Raw genomic sequence first — 15,911 nt, 5'->3', positions numbered from 1 at the left:
CCCTTTTTGAGCCATTAAATAAATCAATGGTGGGATTAAGGATTTAACGCATGCGTTCTTTTGGTGTTAGTAACATGCGATTAGCGCTTAGTAAAAATAAAATAATGCCACCAATAATGAAAAATGTTGAAGTTGCTAAAACCAGTATAGTATCAATCCCTTGAAAAGCTTTGATTAGAAGTTGATTAAGGTAGTAAAAAATAGATGTTTTGATAAATAATTGACCAATATTAGGTAGGTATTCTAAAGGAACAAAAACATTACAAGACATTAGTGCATAGAGATTGATGATATTACAAAATCCTAAGATGCTTTGTTCGTTTTGAAAAATTCTAGCTACAAAAATTGCCAAGCAAAAACAAAACAATGCGCTTGAAAAAACACTAACAAACCCCAAAATAAGCGCTTTAAAATTAAGAATAGTGATGATATTGAGCGCATAAAAAGAGAGAACAATAAAGATAAAAGCATATAGGATTACAACGATTAGTCTTGAAGCGATTAATGCTAGAGTTATTTGTTTGAAAGTTGCTGGTGATAGCATGTAGAACAAGAATATATTATGCGATCTAGAGCTTGTTATAGCTTGTGTGAGACCAAAGATCGCACTAGAAATAATAAGAAGTCCCATTAGACCTATAATGTTATTAAAGTAAAAAATTTCAGTGGTATTTTTTGAAAAAACAAAAATTAGTAATAGGAGCATTAAAATAGGATAAATAAAAGTCCAAAATAGCGCACTTGTATTGGTGAGATAAGATTTGATTTCAAGTTTTAGGATAGATAGAATTGCTCCCACTAAATATCCTTTAGTAATGCTAATAAGTCTTTTGTGGTTGGTTTTTCTTTAAAGTTAAAAGTTTTAGCTACAGATTTTAATATGGAATCTAAAGGTTCGTATTTGGCAATGTTGCCATTCTTAAGGAACAATACCCATTCGCAACTATCTAAGACAATAGGATCATGAGTGGCGATGATACTTGTAAGTTGTTGGGTGTTGCGCAAGCTTATGAGATTTGATAGTCTTATAAGAGCGTTTTGCTCTAAACTGGTTTCTGGTTCATCCATAATAATTAATTGGGGGTGATGACTAAGAGCTAAGTCAATCTTTAAGCGCTGTTTTTGTCCATCGCTTAGGTGTTCGTAGGTTTTATTCAAAAGATTTTTTTCAAATAGATTTGGAGTGCAGTTTTTGTGAAAAAATTGATAGAATTTAAAAAGGTCGTTTGCGTTTAATCCAGGTGGGTAGTTGAATAGGTTAGAGACAACTCCCAATTGTTTGCGTTGTGGTATAACATTGTCGTGGTATGGAATATTATTGTTTTGTGCTTTAAAATGATAGTCTGATCTAATGCCTAGAATAGTGTTGATAAGCGTTGATTTTCCAGCACCATTTGTGCCAATAATGGCTGTACTAGTATGACTTTTAAATGAAAAATCTTGTATATTTTAAAGCGTTTTTAAACATGGTTTTTGGGTGTATGCTGATGTTAGAAATCATAAAATCCCCTTATATGGAAATGATTTAAAATCCCATTTAAGGTTATTATATTCAAATGATGGTTTTATTTAGTGCAGTGTTACTAAAAAATTAACTGATCTTTGTTAAAACGAGCCAAAAGCGTTACTGATAGATACGCTCTAAGCGAGTGAAACGATTTTAAAAAGCGTTCCAACCCCAAAAAATAGACAAAGCCAAGGCTTTAAATAAGAAAGACCTTAAAAGAGAAACGGAGCTTTTGATTTTTCATTATCAAAACCCTAAATATCCTCTCGTTTTTGTCTGTTATTGGTTTTATGGGTGTTTTAACATGTAAAATTCCAACGCTTTTTCAAAGAGGAGCGAGCGGTTAGGAAAACCTTTCTCTTTCATGTATTCATCCACTTTAGCCATAAAACTGGGCGAAAGTAAAACGCTGTGATTGATTCTTCGCTCTTTGCTTGTTTTTTCTTCGTATTCTATCTCTTCTATTTCAGCTAACAAACTCGGCGAAAGCGAAATGTTAAAACTGCTCCTTCGTTCGCTGCTCACCTTTATTTCTGCTTCTAATTCGGCTAATTCGGTTAGCAACCTTTTGCGTTTGGCTTGTAAAGCCTGAATGGTTGTGTGTGCTTTATGGTGTTCCATCATTGTTCCTTAAAGTATCTTTATTTTTCGCATTCTACTATAAAATAGGATTTTGTGAGTAAATTCATTAAGAATGAAAATTGGAATTTTTCTTTAGAATTTAACTGGATATTTGATTTTAATTTTAATCCAATTCTTTAAGGCGCTTTAACAATTCTTCTTCATTCAAAACGCTCACGCCATGTTTTTTTGCTAGAGCGAGTTTTGAGCCGGGGTTTTCTCCAGCGATTAAAAAATCGGTTTTAGCGCTCACGCTTGAAGCAATTTTTGCCCCTAAATTTTCTAATGTTTGAGCGTATTCTTGCCGTGGTTTAGAAAGCGTGCCGGTTAAAACAATCGTTTTATTATTGAAAACAGAAGAGCTTTTTTGCTTTTCTTCAGCCATATCGCTGTTTTTAGGGTTTAACAAATCAAATAACGATCGGATAAATTCCTGATTGCTCGCATAAAAATTGACTAAAGAGTGCGCCATTTCCACCCCAAAGCCTTCCATTTCTAAAAACTCGGCTTCGCTTTTTTCTAACACATTTAAGCCGTATTTGGCCAGCGTTTTACTCGCTCCCTTACCAATATGCTCAATCCCTAAAGCGTTAATCAAACGCCATAAGGGAGAGTTTTTGCTCTTTTGAATAGCGTCTAATAGATTTTGAGCTTTTTTGATTTTGAATTTTTCTAGCCGCATTAAATCTTCTAATTTTAAAGCATACAAATCCAAAGCGTTAACAATGAGTTTTTCTTCAAAAAGTTGCTCTATGACTTTATCGCCTAAGCCTTGAATGTTTAAAGCGTCCTTAGAAGCGAAATGAATCAAGCTTTCTTTCAACCTTGCCGGGCAATTAAGGTTTTGACAATAAGTAAAAATCTCTTCGCATAAAAGCTCATGCGAGCATATAGGGCAAACTTTGGGGCGTTCAATTTTGTGTTGTGAGCCGTCTCTATAAGTTTCTAAAGGTTTGATGATTTTAGGGATCACATCGCCACTTCTAATGACGACAACCCTATCATTGAGCATGATATTCTTTTTTTCAATTTCAGAATAATTGTGTAAGGTCGCTTTAGTAATCATGGCTCCAGCAATTTCTACAGGCTCTAAAAGAGCGACCGGTGTGATCGCCCCGCTGCGCCCCACTTGGTTAATGACTCCTATGATTTTGGTGTGTTTTTCTAAAGCCGGGAATTTATAAGCGCAAGCGAATTTAGGGGATTTTTGCGTGTAGCCTAGCTCTTTTTGAATATCCAATTCATTCACAACGATCACCATGCCGTCTAAAAGGGCAAAAAAGCCCTCCCTTTCTCTAATCAGGGTGTGGTAATTGTCTTCTATTTCTTGGTGGTTTTTGTTTAGGCTTAAGTATTGAATAGAATTAAAACCCAGCGAGACGATAAAATCCAAACACTCCTTAAAGCTTAAAAAATTTAAAGAATGCTTGCCCACGCCCCAAGGAATGAATTGCAATTTACGCTTTTTAGTGATTTCGCTATCAAGTTGCCTCAAACTCCCTGATGCGGCATTTCTAGGGTTAGCGAATAGGGGTTCATTAGCGTTTAAGCGCTCTTTGTTTAAAGCGTCAAAATCCTTTTTAGAAATGATCACTTCGCCTCTGATTTCTATTTCTCCATTATAAGCGATAGAATGGGGGATATTAGCGATGTGTTTAGCGTTGTGGGTAACAAGCTCTCCTTCTAAGCCATTACCCCTAGTGGTCGCCTTCACTAACTTGCCATGTTGATACAAAAGATTGAGCGAAACCCCATCAAGTTTGGGCGAACACACGAACGAAGCGCTAGGGTAGGTTTTTAAAATGCGTTGCAACCACGCCTGCAATTCGTTTTGATTGAACACATCATCTAAGCTCCACATCCGCATTAAATGGGGGTTTTTATTGAACGGATTGGTGGTAGTAGCCCCCACTTTTTGGGTAGGGGAATTAGCTTGAATGTCATTAGGGTTTTTTTCTTCATAAGCTTTTAATTCTTGGTAAAGTTCATCATAGATCGCATCGCTTACGATTGACTCATCAAGGTTGTAATAATGGTGCGATAGGGTGTTTAAATATTCAATTCTTTCTAAATATTCTTTTTGGCTTTTTATCATTTTTGTAAAAACCTTTTAAACTAAATTAGGGTAGTATTATAACATTTAATCTTTGATAGGGCTTTAGGGGAAAATAGGTGGTAAGAGACATTGACAAAACGACTTCGTTACACTTAAACAACGAAGCACAATTTCTGTGCTTTAGATTAGATGAAAAAAAAGACGCCCAACTTTATGGCATGAATATTTTTAAGATCCGAGAAATTATCCATTATGACGGGGAGGTTACAGAGATTCTTGGGGGGAGCGATGGCGTGATGCTCGGGTTTCTTAGCGTTAGGGGCGAATCCATTCCTTTAGTGGATGTGAAAAGGTGGTTGCATTATAACGCTAATGATCCGAGCCGTGATTTAAAAGAATGCAGCGTTAAAGATGACCATAATTTGGTGATTGTGTGCCATTTTTCTAACCATTCCATCGCTCTAAAGGTTTTAAAAATTGAAAGGATCATCCATAAAAATTGGTCTGAGATTAGCGCTGGGGACAAACAAGGCATTAATGAAGAGAGTAAGCTTAGCGCTATCACCCGTTTTGATGAAGAACGAGTGGTGCAGATCTTAGATGTGGAAAAAATGATTAGCGATGTTTTCCCTAGCTTGAAAGATTTAGACGATTTGACTTTGCGTTGCATAGAAGCCATTCAAAGCCAAAAACTCATTTTAATCGCTGAAGATTCCTTGAGCGCTCTTAAAACCCTAGAAAAAATCGTTCAAACTTTAGAATTGCGTTATTTAGCCTTTCCAAACGGGAGGGAATTGTTGGATTATTTGTATGAAAAAGAACATTACCAACAAGTTGGCGTGGTCATTACGGATTTAGAAATGCCCGTTATTTCAGGGTTTGAAGTGTTAAAAACCATTAAAGCTGATCATAGAACTGAGCATCTTCCTGTGATTATCAATTCGTCCATGAGCAGCGATTCTAACCGCCAGTTAGCCCAATCTTTAGAAGCGGATGGTTTTGTGGTAAAATCTAACATTCTTGAAATCCATGAAATGCTTAAAAAAACGCTTTCATAAATTTAATTTTTGTTTTAATTTAAAGGGATAAAACATGCGAAGTCATTTCTGCACAGAAATTAGTGAAAAAGATGTGGGTAAAACCATCAAAGTGGCCGGGTGGTGTAACACTTATAGAGACCATGGAGGCGTGGTTTTTATTGATTTAAGGGATAAGAGCGGTTTAGTACAACTGGTTTGTGATCCTAGCTCTAAGGCTTATGAAAAGGCTTTAGAAGTCAGGAGTGAATTTGTGCTAGTGGCTAAAGGAAAAGCGCGTTTAAGAGGGCCTGATTTAGAAAACCCTAAACTAAAAACGGGTAAAATTGAAATTGTTTTAGAAGAGTTAGTCATTGAAAATAAAAGCGCTACCCCACCGATTGAAATCGGCAATAAAAGCGTGAATGAAGATTTGCGCTTGAAATACCGCTATTTGGATTTGCGCTCTTTGAGTGCTTATGAAATCTTTAAATTGCGCAGCGAAGTGGCTTTAATTACTCGTAACGCTTTAGCTCAAAAGGGCTTTTTAGAGATTGAAACCCCCATTTTGTCTAAAACCACGCCTGAGGGGGCTAGGGATTATTTAGTGCCAAGCAGGGTGCATGAGGGCGAATTTTTCGCGCTCCCTCAAAGCCCGCAATTGTTCAAACAGCTTTTAATGGTGGGGGGAATGGACAGGTATTTTCAAATCGCTCGTTGTTTTAGAGATGAAGATTTGAGGGCGGACAGGCAGCCAGAATTCACGCAGATTGATGCGGAAATGAGTTTTTGTGATGAAAATGATGTGATGGGCGTGGTGGAAGATTTGTTGCAAGAGATTTTTAAAGCGATTGGGCATACTATTTCTACACCTTTTAAACGCATGCCTTATAAGGAAGCGATGGAAAATTACGGGAGCGATAAACCGGATTTACGCTTTGAATTGCCCTTAATAGAAGTGGGGGATTGTTTTATGGACAGCTCAAACGCTATTTTTTCTAATATCGCAAAAGATCCTAAAAACCAACGCATCAAAGCTTTGAACGTTAAGGGGGCTGATGCGATTTTTAGCCGCAGCGTTTTAAAAGAATTAGAAGAATTTGTGCGCCAATTTGGGGCTCAAGGCTTAGCGTATTTGCAGATTAAAGAAGATGAAATTAAAGGGCCTTTAGTTAAATTTTTGAGCGAAAAGGGGCTTAAGAATATTTTAGAAAAAACTGGTGCAAAAACTGGGGATATTGTCTTTTTTGGAGCTGGGGATAAAAAAATCGTGTTAGATTACATGGGGCGCTTGCGCTTGAAGGTGGCTGAAACGCTTGATTTGATTGATAAAGACGCTTTGAATTTCTTATGGGTAGTCAATTTCCCCATGTTTGAAAAAACCGAAAACGGCTATCATGCCGCGCACCACCCCTTTACGATGCCTAAAAATATAGAATGCGAAGATATAGAAGAGGTTGAAGCGCATGCGTATGATGTGGTGCTTAATGGCGTGGAGCTTGGTGGGGGGAGCATTAGGATTCATAAAGAAGAAATGCAAAAAAAAGTCTTTGAAAAGATCAATATCCACGAAGAGGAAGCGCAAAAGAAATTTGGCTTTTTATTAGAAGCACTAAAATTTGGCGCTCCTCCTCATGGGGGCTTTGCGATAGGCTTTGATCGCTTGATCATGCTAATGACCAAATCTCATAGCATTAGAGATGTGATCGCTTTCCCTAAAACGCAAAAAGCTTCATGCTTATTGACGAATGCGCCTAGCCCCATTAATGAAGAGCAACTAAGAGAATTACACATTCGCTTGAGAAAATAATTTAAAAGGATATGATATGAAACAGCTATTTTTGATTATTGGAGCCCCAGGGAGTGGTAAAACCACTGATGCAGAGCTTATCGCTAAGAATAACAGCGAAACAATCGCTCATTTTTCTACTGGGGATTTACTAAGGGCTGAGAGCGCTAAAAAGACTGAGCGAGGCTTATTGATTGAGAAATTCACTTCTCAAGGCGAATTAGTGCCTTTAGAAATTGTGGTAGAAACGATCCTTGCAGCGATTAAAAGTTCTAGCAAAGGGATCATTTTAATTGATGGCTATCCTAGGAGCGTGGAACAAATGCAGGCTTTGGATAAGGAATTGAACGCTCAAAACGAAGTGATCTTAAAAAGCGTGATTGAAGTAAAAGTGAGTGAAAATACCGCTAAAGAAAGGGTTTTAGGGCGCTCTAGGGGGGCTGATGACAACGAGGTGGTGTTTCATAACCGCATGCGGGTGTTTTTGGATCCGTTGGGCGAGATCCAAAATTTTTACAAGAATAAGAAGGTGTATAAAGCGATCGATGGGGAGAGAAGCATTGAAGAAATCGTGAATGAAATGCAAAAATATATTTTGTCTTTTGCGAATTAAAATGCGTTCCAAAGAGAATGATCTGTGATTTCTGTCTATATCATTTCTTTAAAAGAAAGTCAAAGGCGTTTGGATACTGAAAAACTCGTTTTAGAATCCAATGAAAAATTTAAAGGCCGTTGTGTTTTCCAAATCTTTGACGCTATTAGCCCTAAACATCAAGATTTTGAAAAATTACTTCAAGAGCTTTATGACGCTCAAAGTTTATTGCAATCTGATTGGTATCATTCTTATGTTGGCGCTGGTTTGACTTTGCCTGAATTAGGGTGCTATTTAAGCCATTATCTTTTGTGGAAAGAATGCGTCAAATTAAACCAACCGGTCGTTATTTTAGAAGATGATGTAGCCTTAGAGTCTAATTTCATGCAAGCCTTAGAAGATTGCTTGAAAAGCCCTTTTGATTTTGTGAGACTCTATGGGTGCTATTGGTATTACCACGAGACAAAATTCCATGTTTTACCCAAAGAATTTGTATTTCCTCCCTTTGATTATCCTTTTAAAAATAACCCTATTTTAGAAAAATTTAAAAAATTTTTTGATGTTTCTAGATTTTTGAATCTTTCTACCCATAAAGTCATCCACTATATTCTCAAAAAAATACAAAAAAGCTATTACGCAACGCATGAAAAAGAAGCCTTTTTTTTAGAGCATTTTTACCTCACCAGCGTGTATGTGGCTTCTACAGCCGGTTATTACTTAACCCCTAAGGGCGCTAAAACTTTTATAGAAGCCACGGAGCGTTTTAAAATCATAGAGCCGGTGGATATGTTTATGGATAATTCTGCTTATCATGATGTGGCGAATCTGACTTATGTGCCTTGCCCTGTTTCTTTAAGCGAGCATTCTTTAGACAGCACCATTCAAAAGCCCCAAAAAAAGAGCTTGAAATCTTACCCGCCTCCGCCTAAAAAATCAACTTTTAGGGAGCTTTTCTTTTATAGCCTCAACGCTAAAAAGCGTTTAAGAGCCTTTCACAAATACAGCAAACAATACGATCATTTAAAAACCCCTAAAGAGGTTTAAAAAGAATGAAAAAACTTTATGGTAGAATGGAATACCATATTTAGGAGTTCATTTGATACAAGTTTATATCATCTCGTTAAAAGAAAGTCAAAGGCGTTTGGATACTGAAAAACTCGTTTTAGAATCCAATGAAAAATTTAAAGGGCGTTGTGTTTTTCAAATCTTTGACGCTATTAGCCCCAAACACGAAGATTTTGAAAAATTCGTTCAAGAGCTTTATGATGCGCAAAGCATGTTAAAATCCGATTGGTTCCATTCTGATTATTGTTATCAAGAATTGTTACCCCAAGAATTTGGGTGCTATTTAAGCCATTATCTTTTATGGAAAGAATGCGTTAACACAAACCAACCCGTCGTCATTTTAGAAGATGATGTAGCACTAGAATTTAACTTTATGCAAGCCTTAGAAGATTGCTTGAAAAGCCCTTTTGATTTTGTGAGACTCTATGGGCATTATTGGGGAGGCCATAAAACCAATTTGTGCGCTCTCCCTATCTATACAGAGGCTGAAGAGGCTGAAGTGCTTATTGAAAACCATGAAGTTACCCCCCCCCCCCCAATCCCGCACAAGATACGCAACAAGATTTGATTATTAAAACGCAACAAAACCCTAAAGAACCATCCGATCCTTGCAAAATAGTGCCCCCAAAAATCTCTTTTAATCAAGTGGTTTTTAAAAAAATTAAAAGAAAACTCAACCACTTCATTGGAAATATTTTAGCTCGGACAGAAGTGTATAAGAAACTCGTGGCCAAATACGATGAACTCACAGGAAAATACGATGAACTCACAGGAAAATACGATGAACTCACAGGAAAATACGATGAACTCACAGGAAAATACGATGAACTCACAGGAAAATACGATGAACTCACAGGAAAATACGATGAACTCACAGGAAAATACGAATCCTTATTAGCAAAAGAAACAAATATCAAAGAGACCTTTTGGGAAAGGCGTGCTGATAGTGAAAAAGAAGCCTTTTTTTTAGAGCATTTTTATCTCACCAGCGTGTATGTTTCTACTACAGCCGGCTACTACTTAACCCCTAAGGGCGCTAAAACTTTTATAGAGGCTACGGAGCGTTTTAAAATCATAGAGCCGGTGGATATGTTCATAAACAACCCCACTTACCATGATATTGCTAATTTTACCTATGTGCCTTGCCCTGTTTCTTTAAATAAGCATGCTTTCAATAGCACCATCCAAAATGCGAAAAAGCCTGATATTTCATTAAAGCCCCCTAAAAAATCTTATTTTGATAATCTTTTTTATGATCAATTAAACACCAAAAAGTGCTTAAAAGCCTTTCACAAATACAGCAAACAATACGCTCCTTTAAAAACCCCTAAAGAGGTTTAAAAAGAGCGGGCTTTATGTTAGAATAAGTCTTTTTTATTAAAGGAGATTGCAATGAATTTAGAAAAACTAGAAATTAGCCATGACGCTAACGCTTTGTGCGTGGTGATTGAAATATCCAAGCATTCTAATATCAAGTATGAACTGGATAAAGAAAGCGGGGCTTTAATGGTGGATAGGGTGCTTTATGGGGCGCAAAATTACCCCGCAAATTATGGCTTTGTGCCTAACACTTTAGGATCTGATGGCGACCCTGTAGATGTGCTTGTTTTAAGCGATGTGGCTTTTCAAGCCGGGAGCGTGGTGAAAGCGCGCTTGGTTGGGGTTTTGAACATGGAAGATGAAAGCGGAGTGGATGAAAAATTACTCGCTCTACCCATAGATAAGATTGATCCCACGCATTCCTATGTCAAAGATATTGATGATTTATCCAAACACACTTTAGATAAAATCAAACATTTTTTTGAAACTTACAAGGATTTAGAGCCTAATAAATGGGTGAAAGTCAAGGGGTTTGAAAACAAAGAGAGCGCGATTAAGGTTTTAGAGAAAGCCATAAAAGCCTATCAAGGCTAAAGATTTAAGGGTTTTGGCTCAATTAAGCTTAAACCTCTTTTCAACGCTCTTTTAAAAGGCTTTGTCCTCATTGGGCGTTGGTGTAAAATAGGGTAGTTTAAAGCGGATTTTTATATTCCCCATAAAAAAGCGCCAAAAACTACAATTTAACGATTTTAACCCCACTACCGCCTAAATTAATGGGAGCGTCGCTAAAGCTCACCACTTTAGGGTGGTTTTTTAGAAATTCTTTCACGAACTTTTCTAAAATCCCGCTCCCCTTGCCATGGCAAATAAGCACTTCTTCAAAGCCCCCTAAAAGCGCGTCGTTTAAAAAAGCGTCTAGTAAATCCAAGGCTTCTTCGCTGCGTTGCCCCCTTAAATCAAGGCGCAAGCTCGCTTCTTTGGGTTTAGGAATGGTTGTTTTAGGGGGTTTGAATTTGTTTTTAGGGGGTTTTTGGATTTTTTTCAACCAACTCCCATGTGCTTTTAAACGCATGCCAAGCTCGGTTTCTATCAAATAATAGCCCTTGTCTAAAATTTGTATAACCATCACGCTTTCATTTTTATAGCGCGCTTTTTCGTTAATTTGAAAGCTTGTTATCGTTTGTGGGATTTCCTGGTCTGTTTTATGCTTGTTTAAAATCTCGCTCGCTTTATGGATTTCTTTATGCATGGAGCTGGTATCTTTTGAAGCGACTTCGCTTTTTAAGATGTTTAGGGCTTGCTGGTAGGATTTTTCCAATTCCAATTTTTTATGGTGAAAGATTTCTTTTTGTTTTTCCATTTCTAAAAGCCATGCGTTTTTTAAATCTTCTTGCTCTTTTAAAGCGTTCTCTAAGCTTTCATTTTTTTGTTTTAATTCCCTTTCTAGCGCGCTGGAATTTTCAATCAAAACATTCAATTTTTCCTTATCTTCGCCATAGAAGGCTTTCGCTTTTTCAATCAAAAAATGCGGCACGCCATAGCGCAAAGCGGTTTCAAACGCATAGCTTTTGCCAATAACCCCTTTTAAAAAAGTGTAAGTGGGCCGTTCTTTTTCCTCATCATAAAGAGCGGCTAGTAATTCCACTTCCTTGTTTTCTGCCATTAACACGCTTAAGCGTTTGTGGTGCGTGGTGATAATGATTTGGTTGTTTTGTTTAAGCAATTTTTCTAACAGGGTTTTATACAAGCTGCTCGCTTCATCAGCGTCAGTCCCTAGCTCTATTTCATCAACGCCTAAAAGCATGTTTTCTTTGGATAAAAGAGCGCTAAATTGCTTCATTCTACCGGCAAAAGTAGAAATATTGTTCGCGCTGTTTTGGGGGTCATTAATAATGGCGTGGATTTCTTTAAAATAGGGGATAATGGAATGATGGGCGTTGATTTTCATAGGAATGAGATGTTTGCTTAAAAAAGCCGCGCTTAAAAGCGATTTTAAGAGCATGGTTTTCCCGCCCGCATTCACGCCGGTAACAGCGAGCATGGATTTTTCAAACTTCAAATTTAAGGGCTTTGGTTCTTTTAAAATGGGGTGTGAAAAGTTTTCTAAAACCATTTTTTTTTGAGTAAAGCTTGGCATGACAAATTCTAAATTGTAAGCTTTAGCGAAATTAAGTCTGGCTTGCAAGCTGTCTAAAAAATCAAATTCTTTAAAAAGGAATTTTAAAAATAAAAGGTGTTTTTGCAAGCTATGGCTTAGAGTTTGGCACATTTCAACAATACAGCAATCTATTTCATTATCAATTTGCGCGATTTTTTGCACGATTTTTTGCGCGCTTTCAGGCAAAAGATAGAAATAACCATTAGCGCTCCTTTCTAGCACAACGCCTTTAATTGCGCTAGAAAACCCGCTCTTTAATAAAAGGCATTCATAGCCATGCTTAAGGTGGCTTTGCGTATCCACTAAATAAGGGGCAAGCTCTTTAGAGTGGGCGTAATGGTGAATGATTTTTATACTCTCTTTTTTAAGGCGGTTCAAGCTTTCATTCAAAGCGTCTAGGGTAGCGTTCGCCCCTTGTTTGATCTTTCCTTCATCATCTAATAAAGCGATCAGATCATTAAAAAAAGGGGGCAGGACAATAGCGTTAAGGCGTTCATGAAATTTTAAATGCGTGAAAGTTTTAAAAGCGTTTTGTAAAACGACAATGTAGCGCAATCGTTTGATAATCTCAAAAATTTCATCTAAATGGAGCGTCCCTAATTTGGTGAGTTTAATAACAATGAGATCGCTTTCTTTCACGCTTTTAGGGGTAGGCAAACCGATCGCATCCACTTCGTTTAAATAAGTGAAAGTTTGCTTGAGATCGTTTTCTAGAGTGATACCCCCTTCTTTGGCAAAAAAGGTTTTAAAAAGAGCGATAAACTCTTTTAAATCCAGGTTTTCTTCTAGAGGTTTGGGTAGGGTATTATTATTATTATTCATCATTAGATTAGGGTTGGATTAAGGGATCTTTTTGGAGCGTCTGACAAGAATCCAAATCCACAAGAACATCTTTCATAGGGGTTTGTTTTTTGCCTAAAAAGCTCAAAGTTCCGCTCACTAAATTAAAGGTTTGGTTATTGACTTTAATGCCTTTACACAACAAAGTTTCCCCCCTTAAAAACGCTCTTTGCAAAGCGATTTCTTGTTGGTTTTGTTGGTTTTGTTGATAAGTATAAACGCTGATGCTTGCCCCTATAATCCCTACGATTAAAAAAGCTACAAGTTTTTGTTTAGGACTTGCTAAACCAAAATCCCTTAAAACTAAAAACAATAAAACTAGCGTTAAAAATAAAACAACTGCTGCACCCATTACATTTCGCCTCTTAATTGATAGGTAATATCCCCCGCTCCAAAGCCTATCACAAAGCCTTTTTCAATCGTTTCTACCACATTATCATTGACTAAGAGCTCTAAAAAATCCCCCTTTTTACGCACCCTGTCTATAAAGGTGGGGTTATAATGCTTAAAATGGGCTTTCAAATCAATATCTCTTTTAACTTCACTCGCGCTATAAACGGGTAAAATGATCAATCTGTCGCAATGCTCTAAAAAACATTTTTTAAATTCTTCTAAATTGTCCATTAAGCGGGAGTATTTGTGTGCTTGCCAGATGACTATAATTTTTTCTTGCGTGTTCAATAAGTTAGCATAAATCCTAGCGCTTTTTAAAGTGGCGCTGATTTCAGTGGGGTGGTGGGCGTAATCATCAATGAGAATGAGCGCGTTTTTTTGCAAAATGTCAAAGCGTTTTTTAATGCCTTTGAAATTCAACAAATTATTTCTAATTTCTTCTAAATCCAATTCATCTAAAGCGCTTAAAATGGCCAAACTCGCATTCGTGGCGTTGTGTTCGCCTAACCCCCACACCAAAAAAGCCCCCAAATCTTTCAATTCAAATGAAGTGTAAGGCTCGCCGTCTTTTAAAATGTATTGGATATTATAAATGTCTTTTTTTTCTAAAACAATGGCGTCTTTAGAATAGTTTTTTAAAAAAGGATCTTCTTTATAGATCACTCTTTTTTGAGCATGGTCTAAAAAATATTCATAAGCGAAGAAAAAGCGTTCTAAATCGTGGTCATAATGCTCCAAATGTTCTGGCTCTGTGTTAGGCACAATCGCGCAATAAGGGTTAGAAAATAAAAAACTTGAATCGCTCTCATCGGCTTCAAAAACTAAGCTATCATTTGCGCTCTCTCGCACATTGGAATCAAACTCTTTAGAATGCGCCCCAATAATCGCTCCAAACGATGGGCAAATCGCGCTCAACATGGCCGTGATACTGCTTTTTCCATGAGCCCCGCACACGCTAAAAACGCGCTTGTCTTTAAGGATAGAATACAAAGCGTCCTTGCGAGACAAAATAGGGATTTCTAGTTCCTTAGCCCTTTGTATTTCGGTGTTGTCTTCTTTGATAATGGCTGAATGGATAATGACATCTTGATGGTTGATCGCTTTTGGATCATGCGGGATATTAACCTCTACGCCTAAAGCTTTCAAATACTTAACGCTAGGGCTTATGGCAATATCAGATCCGCTGATTGTAGCCCCTTGCGCTTTAAGGTATTTGGCTAAGCCTGAAATGCCAATCCCCCCTATACCGATGAAATGGATCTTGCAATCTTGTAAGTTTTTGAGTAAAACTTTTGGGGTTTCAAGCATGATTTTCTCGATAAGTTTCTATGATTTCTAAAGGCTTTTCTAAAAGGGGGGTGTCATAGACAAGGGCTAAACGCACATAGTCAGTGCCGATATGATTACGCCCTAAATACAAAGCCGGTAAAGTAGTAATGCCTTCATTTTGATAAAGTCTTTTAGCAAAATTTTCGCCGTTTTGAACGGGCAGATACACATAAAAACTATAAGGATAAATGAGCGTGTCTTTAAAGATTTTTCGCGCCAGTTTCAAATTATTCGCATAAATATTGCGGAAAAATTCTGCATGCTCATCATCTAGCCAAGCGATTTCACTAGCCTTTTGGATCGCATTAGCGCTCGTATAGCCTAAATAGGTGCGAAACGCTTTGTATTTTTCTAAAAGGCTGCTATCCCCAGCGATAAAACCACTCCTTAGCCCTGGAGCGCTAGAGCGTTTGGAGAGCGAATGGATCACTAAAACATTTTTAAACGCTTCATTACTAATAAGCATGCAAGCTTCTAAAAGCGAAGGGGGAGGCGTATTTTCATAAATTTCACTATAGCATTCATCATTAATTAAAATAAAATCATGTTTTAAAGCGAGTTTGACCCAACTAATCAGCTCTTCTACAGAAAGGGTTCTTCCGGTGGGGTTGTTAGGGGAATTTAAGATCACTAAATCCACTTCTTGCAACTCTTTTTCATTCAAGCTTGGCGTGAAATCATTTTCTTTAACTAAAGGCATTAAAAGGCTTTTGGCTCTAGCGAATTGGGCTGATCCTTCATAGATTTGATAAAAGGGGTTAGGGTAGGCGATAGTGGGGTTTGGATAGTCAAATAAAACAAAACTAGGGAAATTGAATAACACTTCCCTAGATCCTAGCGTGGAGATGAGTTCGTTTTCTTTCAATTCTATCTTAAAACGGCGTTTAAAAAAACCCCTTTGAGCCTCTCTCAAACCCTCTTCAAACGCGCTTTTAGGGTAGATATTGAGCGAATGGGTGTGCTGTTTGAGAGCGTCTTGAATGAATTTGGGCGTTTCAAATCGTGGCTCGCCGATGCCTAAATCTAGCCCCCTTTTTTTAGGGGTGATCTCTTTAAACAAGGCTCTTAATCGTTCAAAAGGATAAGGCTCAAAGGTCATAGGTCTACTTTAATCTTAAAATGGAATGGTTAATCTTATCTAAAATTTAAGCGTTTATCATTGAAAGCGCTAAAAAAGAGCGAAAGAGAACATAAAAGAGAGCGCATAAAAGAGTATAATAGAGCA

Annotated in this window: 14 protein-coding genes and 1 pseudogene; 7 read left to right on the top strand and 8 right to left on the bottom strand. The window is 37.4% G+C overall.

From position 1 onward, the window contains the following. Positions 1-43: 43 nt before the first annotated feature. From HPOKI112_RS03850 to ligA, 4 genes and pseudogenes are all read right to left on the bottom strand, one after another. Positions 44-799 (bottom strand): ABC transporter permease, encoded by a 756-nt coding sequence (locus HPOKI112_RS03850; protein ID WP_000500917.1) that lies wholly within the window; start codon positions 797-799, stop codon positions 44-46. After that, positions 799-1,501, bottom strand: a pseudogene (locus HPOKI112_RS03845) (ATP-binding cassette domain-containing protein). The gene HPOKI112_RS03850 and the pseudogene HPOKI112_RS03845 overlap by 1 nt, the downstream one beginning before the upstream one ends. Before the next feature lie 294 nt (positions 1,502-1,795). Further along, entirely contained in the window at positions 1,796-2,128 is a 333-nt protein-coding gene (locus HPOKI112_RS03840; protein WP_000399920.1) for a hypothetical protein, read from the bottom strand. 124 nt (positions 2,129-2,252) lie between these two features. After that, positions 2,253-4,223, bottom strand: a complete 1,971-nt coding sequence (gene ligA / locus HPOKI112_RS03835) for an NAD-dependent DNA ligase LigA (RefSeq protein WP_025275981.1) — start codon at positions 4,221-4,223, stop codon at positions 2,253-2,255. Positions 4,224-4,300: 77 nt separating this feature from the next. On the opposite strand from ligA, the gene HPOKI112_RS03830 reads away from it, so the two are divergent. From HPOKI112_RS03830 to ppa, 7 genes are read left to right on the top strand one after another with little or no spacing between them, the layout of a single operon-like run. Next, positions 4,301-5,242: a chemotaxis protein gene (locus HPOKI112_RS03830; RefSeq protein ID WP_025276905.1), complete on the top strand. Its 942-nt coding sequence runs from the start codon at positions 4,301-4,303 to the stop codon at positions 5,240-5,242. A 34-nt stretch (positions 5,243-5,276) separates the two neighbouring features. Next, a complete protein-coding gene (gene aspS / locus HPOKI112_RS03825; RefSeq protein ID WP_025276904.1) occupies positions 5,277-7,010 on the top strand; it encodes an aspartate--tRNA ligase in 1,734 nt (577 codons plus the stop codon). 16 nt (positions 7,011-7,026) lie between these two features. Further along, complete coding sequence (locus HPOKI112_RS03820) at positions 7,027-7,602, top strand: adenylate kinase (RefSeq protein WP_025276903.1); 576 nt, start codon at positions 7,027-7,029, stop codon at positions 7,600-7,602. 24 nt (positions 7,603-7,626) lie between these two features. Next, a complete protein-coding gene (locus HPOKI112_RS03815) occupies positions 7,627-8,625 on the top strand; it encodes a glycosyltransferase family 25 protein (RefSeq protein WP_025309797.1) in 999 nt (332 codons plus the stop codon). Between the two features lie 52 nt (positions 8,626-8,677). Beyond that, positions 8,678-9,214: a glycosyltransferase family 25 protein gene (locus HPOKI112_RS03810; protein WP_025309796.1), complete on the top strand. Its 537-nt coding sequence runs from the start codon at positions 8,678-8,680 to the stop codon at positions 9,212-9,214. A 50-nt stretch (positions 9,215-9,264) separates the two neighbouring features. Continuing rightward, positions 9,265-9,987 carry a glycosyltransferase family 25 protein gene (locus tag HPOKI112_RS03805; RefSeq protein ID WP_235181155.1) on the top strand — a complete coding sequence of 241 codons (723 nt, stop codon included), beginning with the start codon at positions 9,265-9,267 and terminating at the stop codon, positions 9,985-9,987. 51 nt (positions 9,988-10,038) lie between these two features. Further along, positions 10,039-10,560, top strand: coding sequence for an inorganic diphosphatase (gene ppa, locus HPOKI112_RS03800; protein ID WP_025309794.1), 522 nt, complete (start codon positions 10,039-10,041; stop codon positions 10,558-10,560). Positions 10,561-10,699: 139 nt separating this feature from the next. On the opposite strand, the gene HPOKI112_RS03795 is transcribed toward ppa, so the two are convergent. Genes HPOKI112_RS03795 through HPOKI112_RS03780 form a run of 4 tightly spaced genes read right to left on the bottom strand, consistent with a single transcriptional unit; the run spans position 10,700 to position 15,785 of the window. Further along, positions 10,700-12,946: an endonuclease MutS2 gene (locus HPOKI112_RS03795; RefSeq protein WP_025309793.1), complete on the bottom strand. Its 2,247-nt coding sequence runs from the start codon at positions 12,944-12,946 to the stop codon at positions 10,700-10,702. Positions 12,947-12,953: 7 nt separating this feature from the next. Beyond that, positions 12,954-13,316 carry a hypothetical protein gene (locus HPOKI112_RS03790; RefSeq protein WP_000500525.1) on the bottom strand — a complete coding sequence of 121 codons (363 nt, stop codon included), beginning with the start codon at positions 13,314-13,316 and terminating at the stop codon, positions 12,954-12,956. Next, a complete protein-coding gene (gene murC / locus HPOKI112_RS03785) occupies positions 13,316-14,665 on the bottom strand; it encodes a UDP-N-acetylmuramate--L-alanine ligase (RefSeq protein WP_025309792.1) in 1,350 nt (449 codons plus the stop codon). Before murC ends, HPOKI112_RS03790 begins: the two co-directional genes overlap by 1 nt. After that, entirely contained in the window at positions 14,658-15,785 is a 1,128-nt protein-coding gene (locus tag HPOKI112_RS03780) for a succinyldiaminopimelate transaminase (RefSeq protein ID WP_025275971.1), read from the bottom strand. Before HPOKI112_RS03780 ends, murC begins: the two co-directional genes overlap by 8 nt. Positions 15,786-15,911 lie beyond the last annotated feature (126 nt).

The sequence above is a fragment of the Helicobacter pylori oki112 genome (assembly GCF_000600085.1).
GTDB classification, from domain to species: domain Bacteria; phylum Campylobacterota; class Campylobacteria; order Campylobacterales; family Helicobacteraceae; genus Helicobacter; species Helicobacter pylori_CY.
Note: the sequence above shows the minus strand (reverse complement) of the source record. Positions and strands in the feature narration are given on the sequence as shown.

Excerpts from the sequence above, each read along its gene's own strand:
- HPOKI112_RS03840 (WP_000399920.1), bottom strand. The coding sequence starts at position 2,128 with ATGGAACACCATAAAGCACACACAACCATTCAGGCTTTACAAGCCAAA.
- ligA (WP_025275981.1), bottom strand. The coding sequence starts at position 4,223 with ATGATAAAAAGCCAAAAAGAATATTTAGAAAGAATTGAATATTTAAAC.
- aspS (WP_025276904.1), top strand. The coding sequence starts at position 5,277 with ATGCGAAGTCATTTCTGCACAGAAATTAGTGAAAAAGATGTGGGTAAA.
- HPOKI112_RS03820 (WP_025276903.1), top strand. The coding sequence starts at position 7,027 with ATGAAACAGCTATTTTTGATTATTGGAGCCCCAGGGAGTGGTAAAACC.
- ppa (WP_025309794.1), top strand. The coding sequence starts at position 10,039 with ATGAATTTAGAAAAACTAGAAATTAGCCATGACGCTAACGCTTTGTGC.
- HPOKI112_RS03795 (WP_025309793.1), bottom strand. The coding sequence starts at position 12,946 with ATGAATAATAATAATAATACCCTACCCAAACCTCTAGAAGAAAACCTG.
- HPOKI112_RS03790 (WP_000500525.1), bottom strand. The coding sequence starts at position 13,316 with ATGGGTGCAGCAGTTGTTTTATTTTTAACGCTAGTTTTATTGTTTTTA.
- murC (WP_025309792.1), bottom strand. The coding sequence starts at position 14,665 with ATGCTTGAAACCCCAAAAGTTTTACTCAAAAACTTACAAGATTGCAAG.
- HPOKI112_RS03780 (WP_025275971.1), bottom strand. The coding sequence starts at position 15,785 with ATGACCTTTGAGCCTTATCCTTTTGAACGATTAAGAGCCTTGTTTAAA.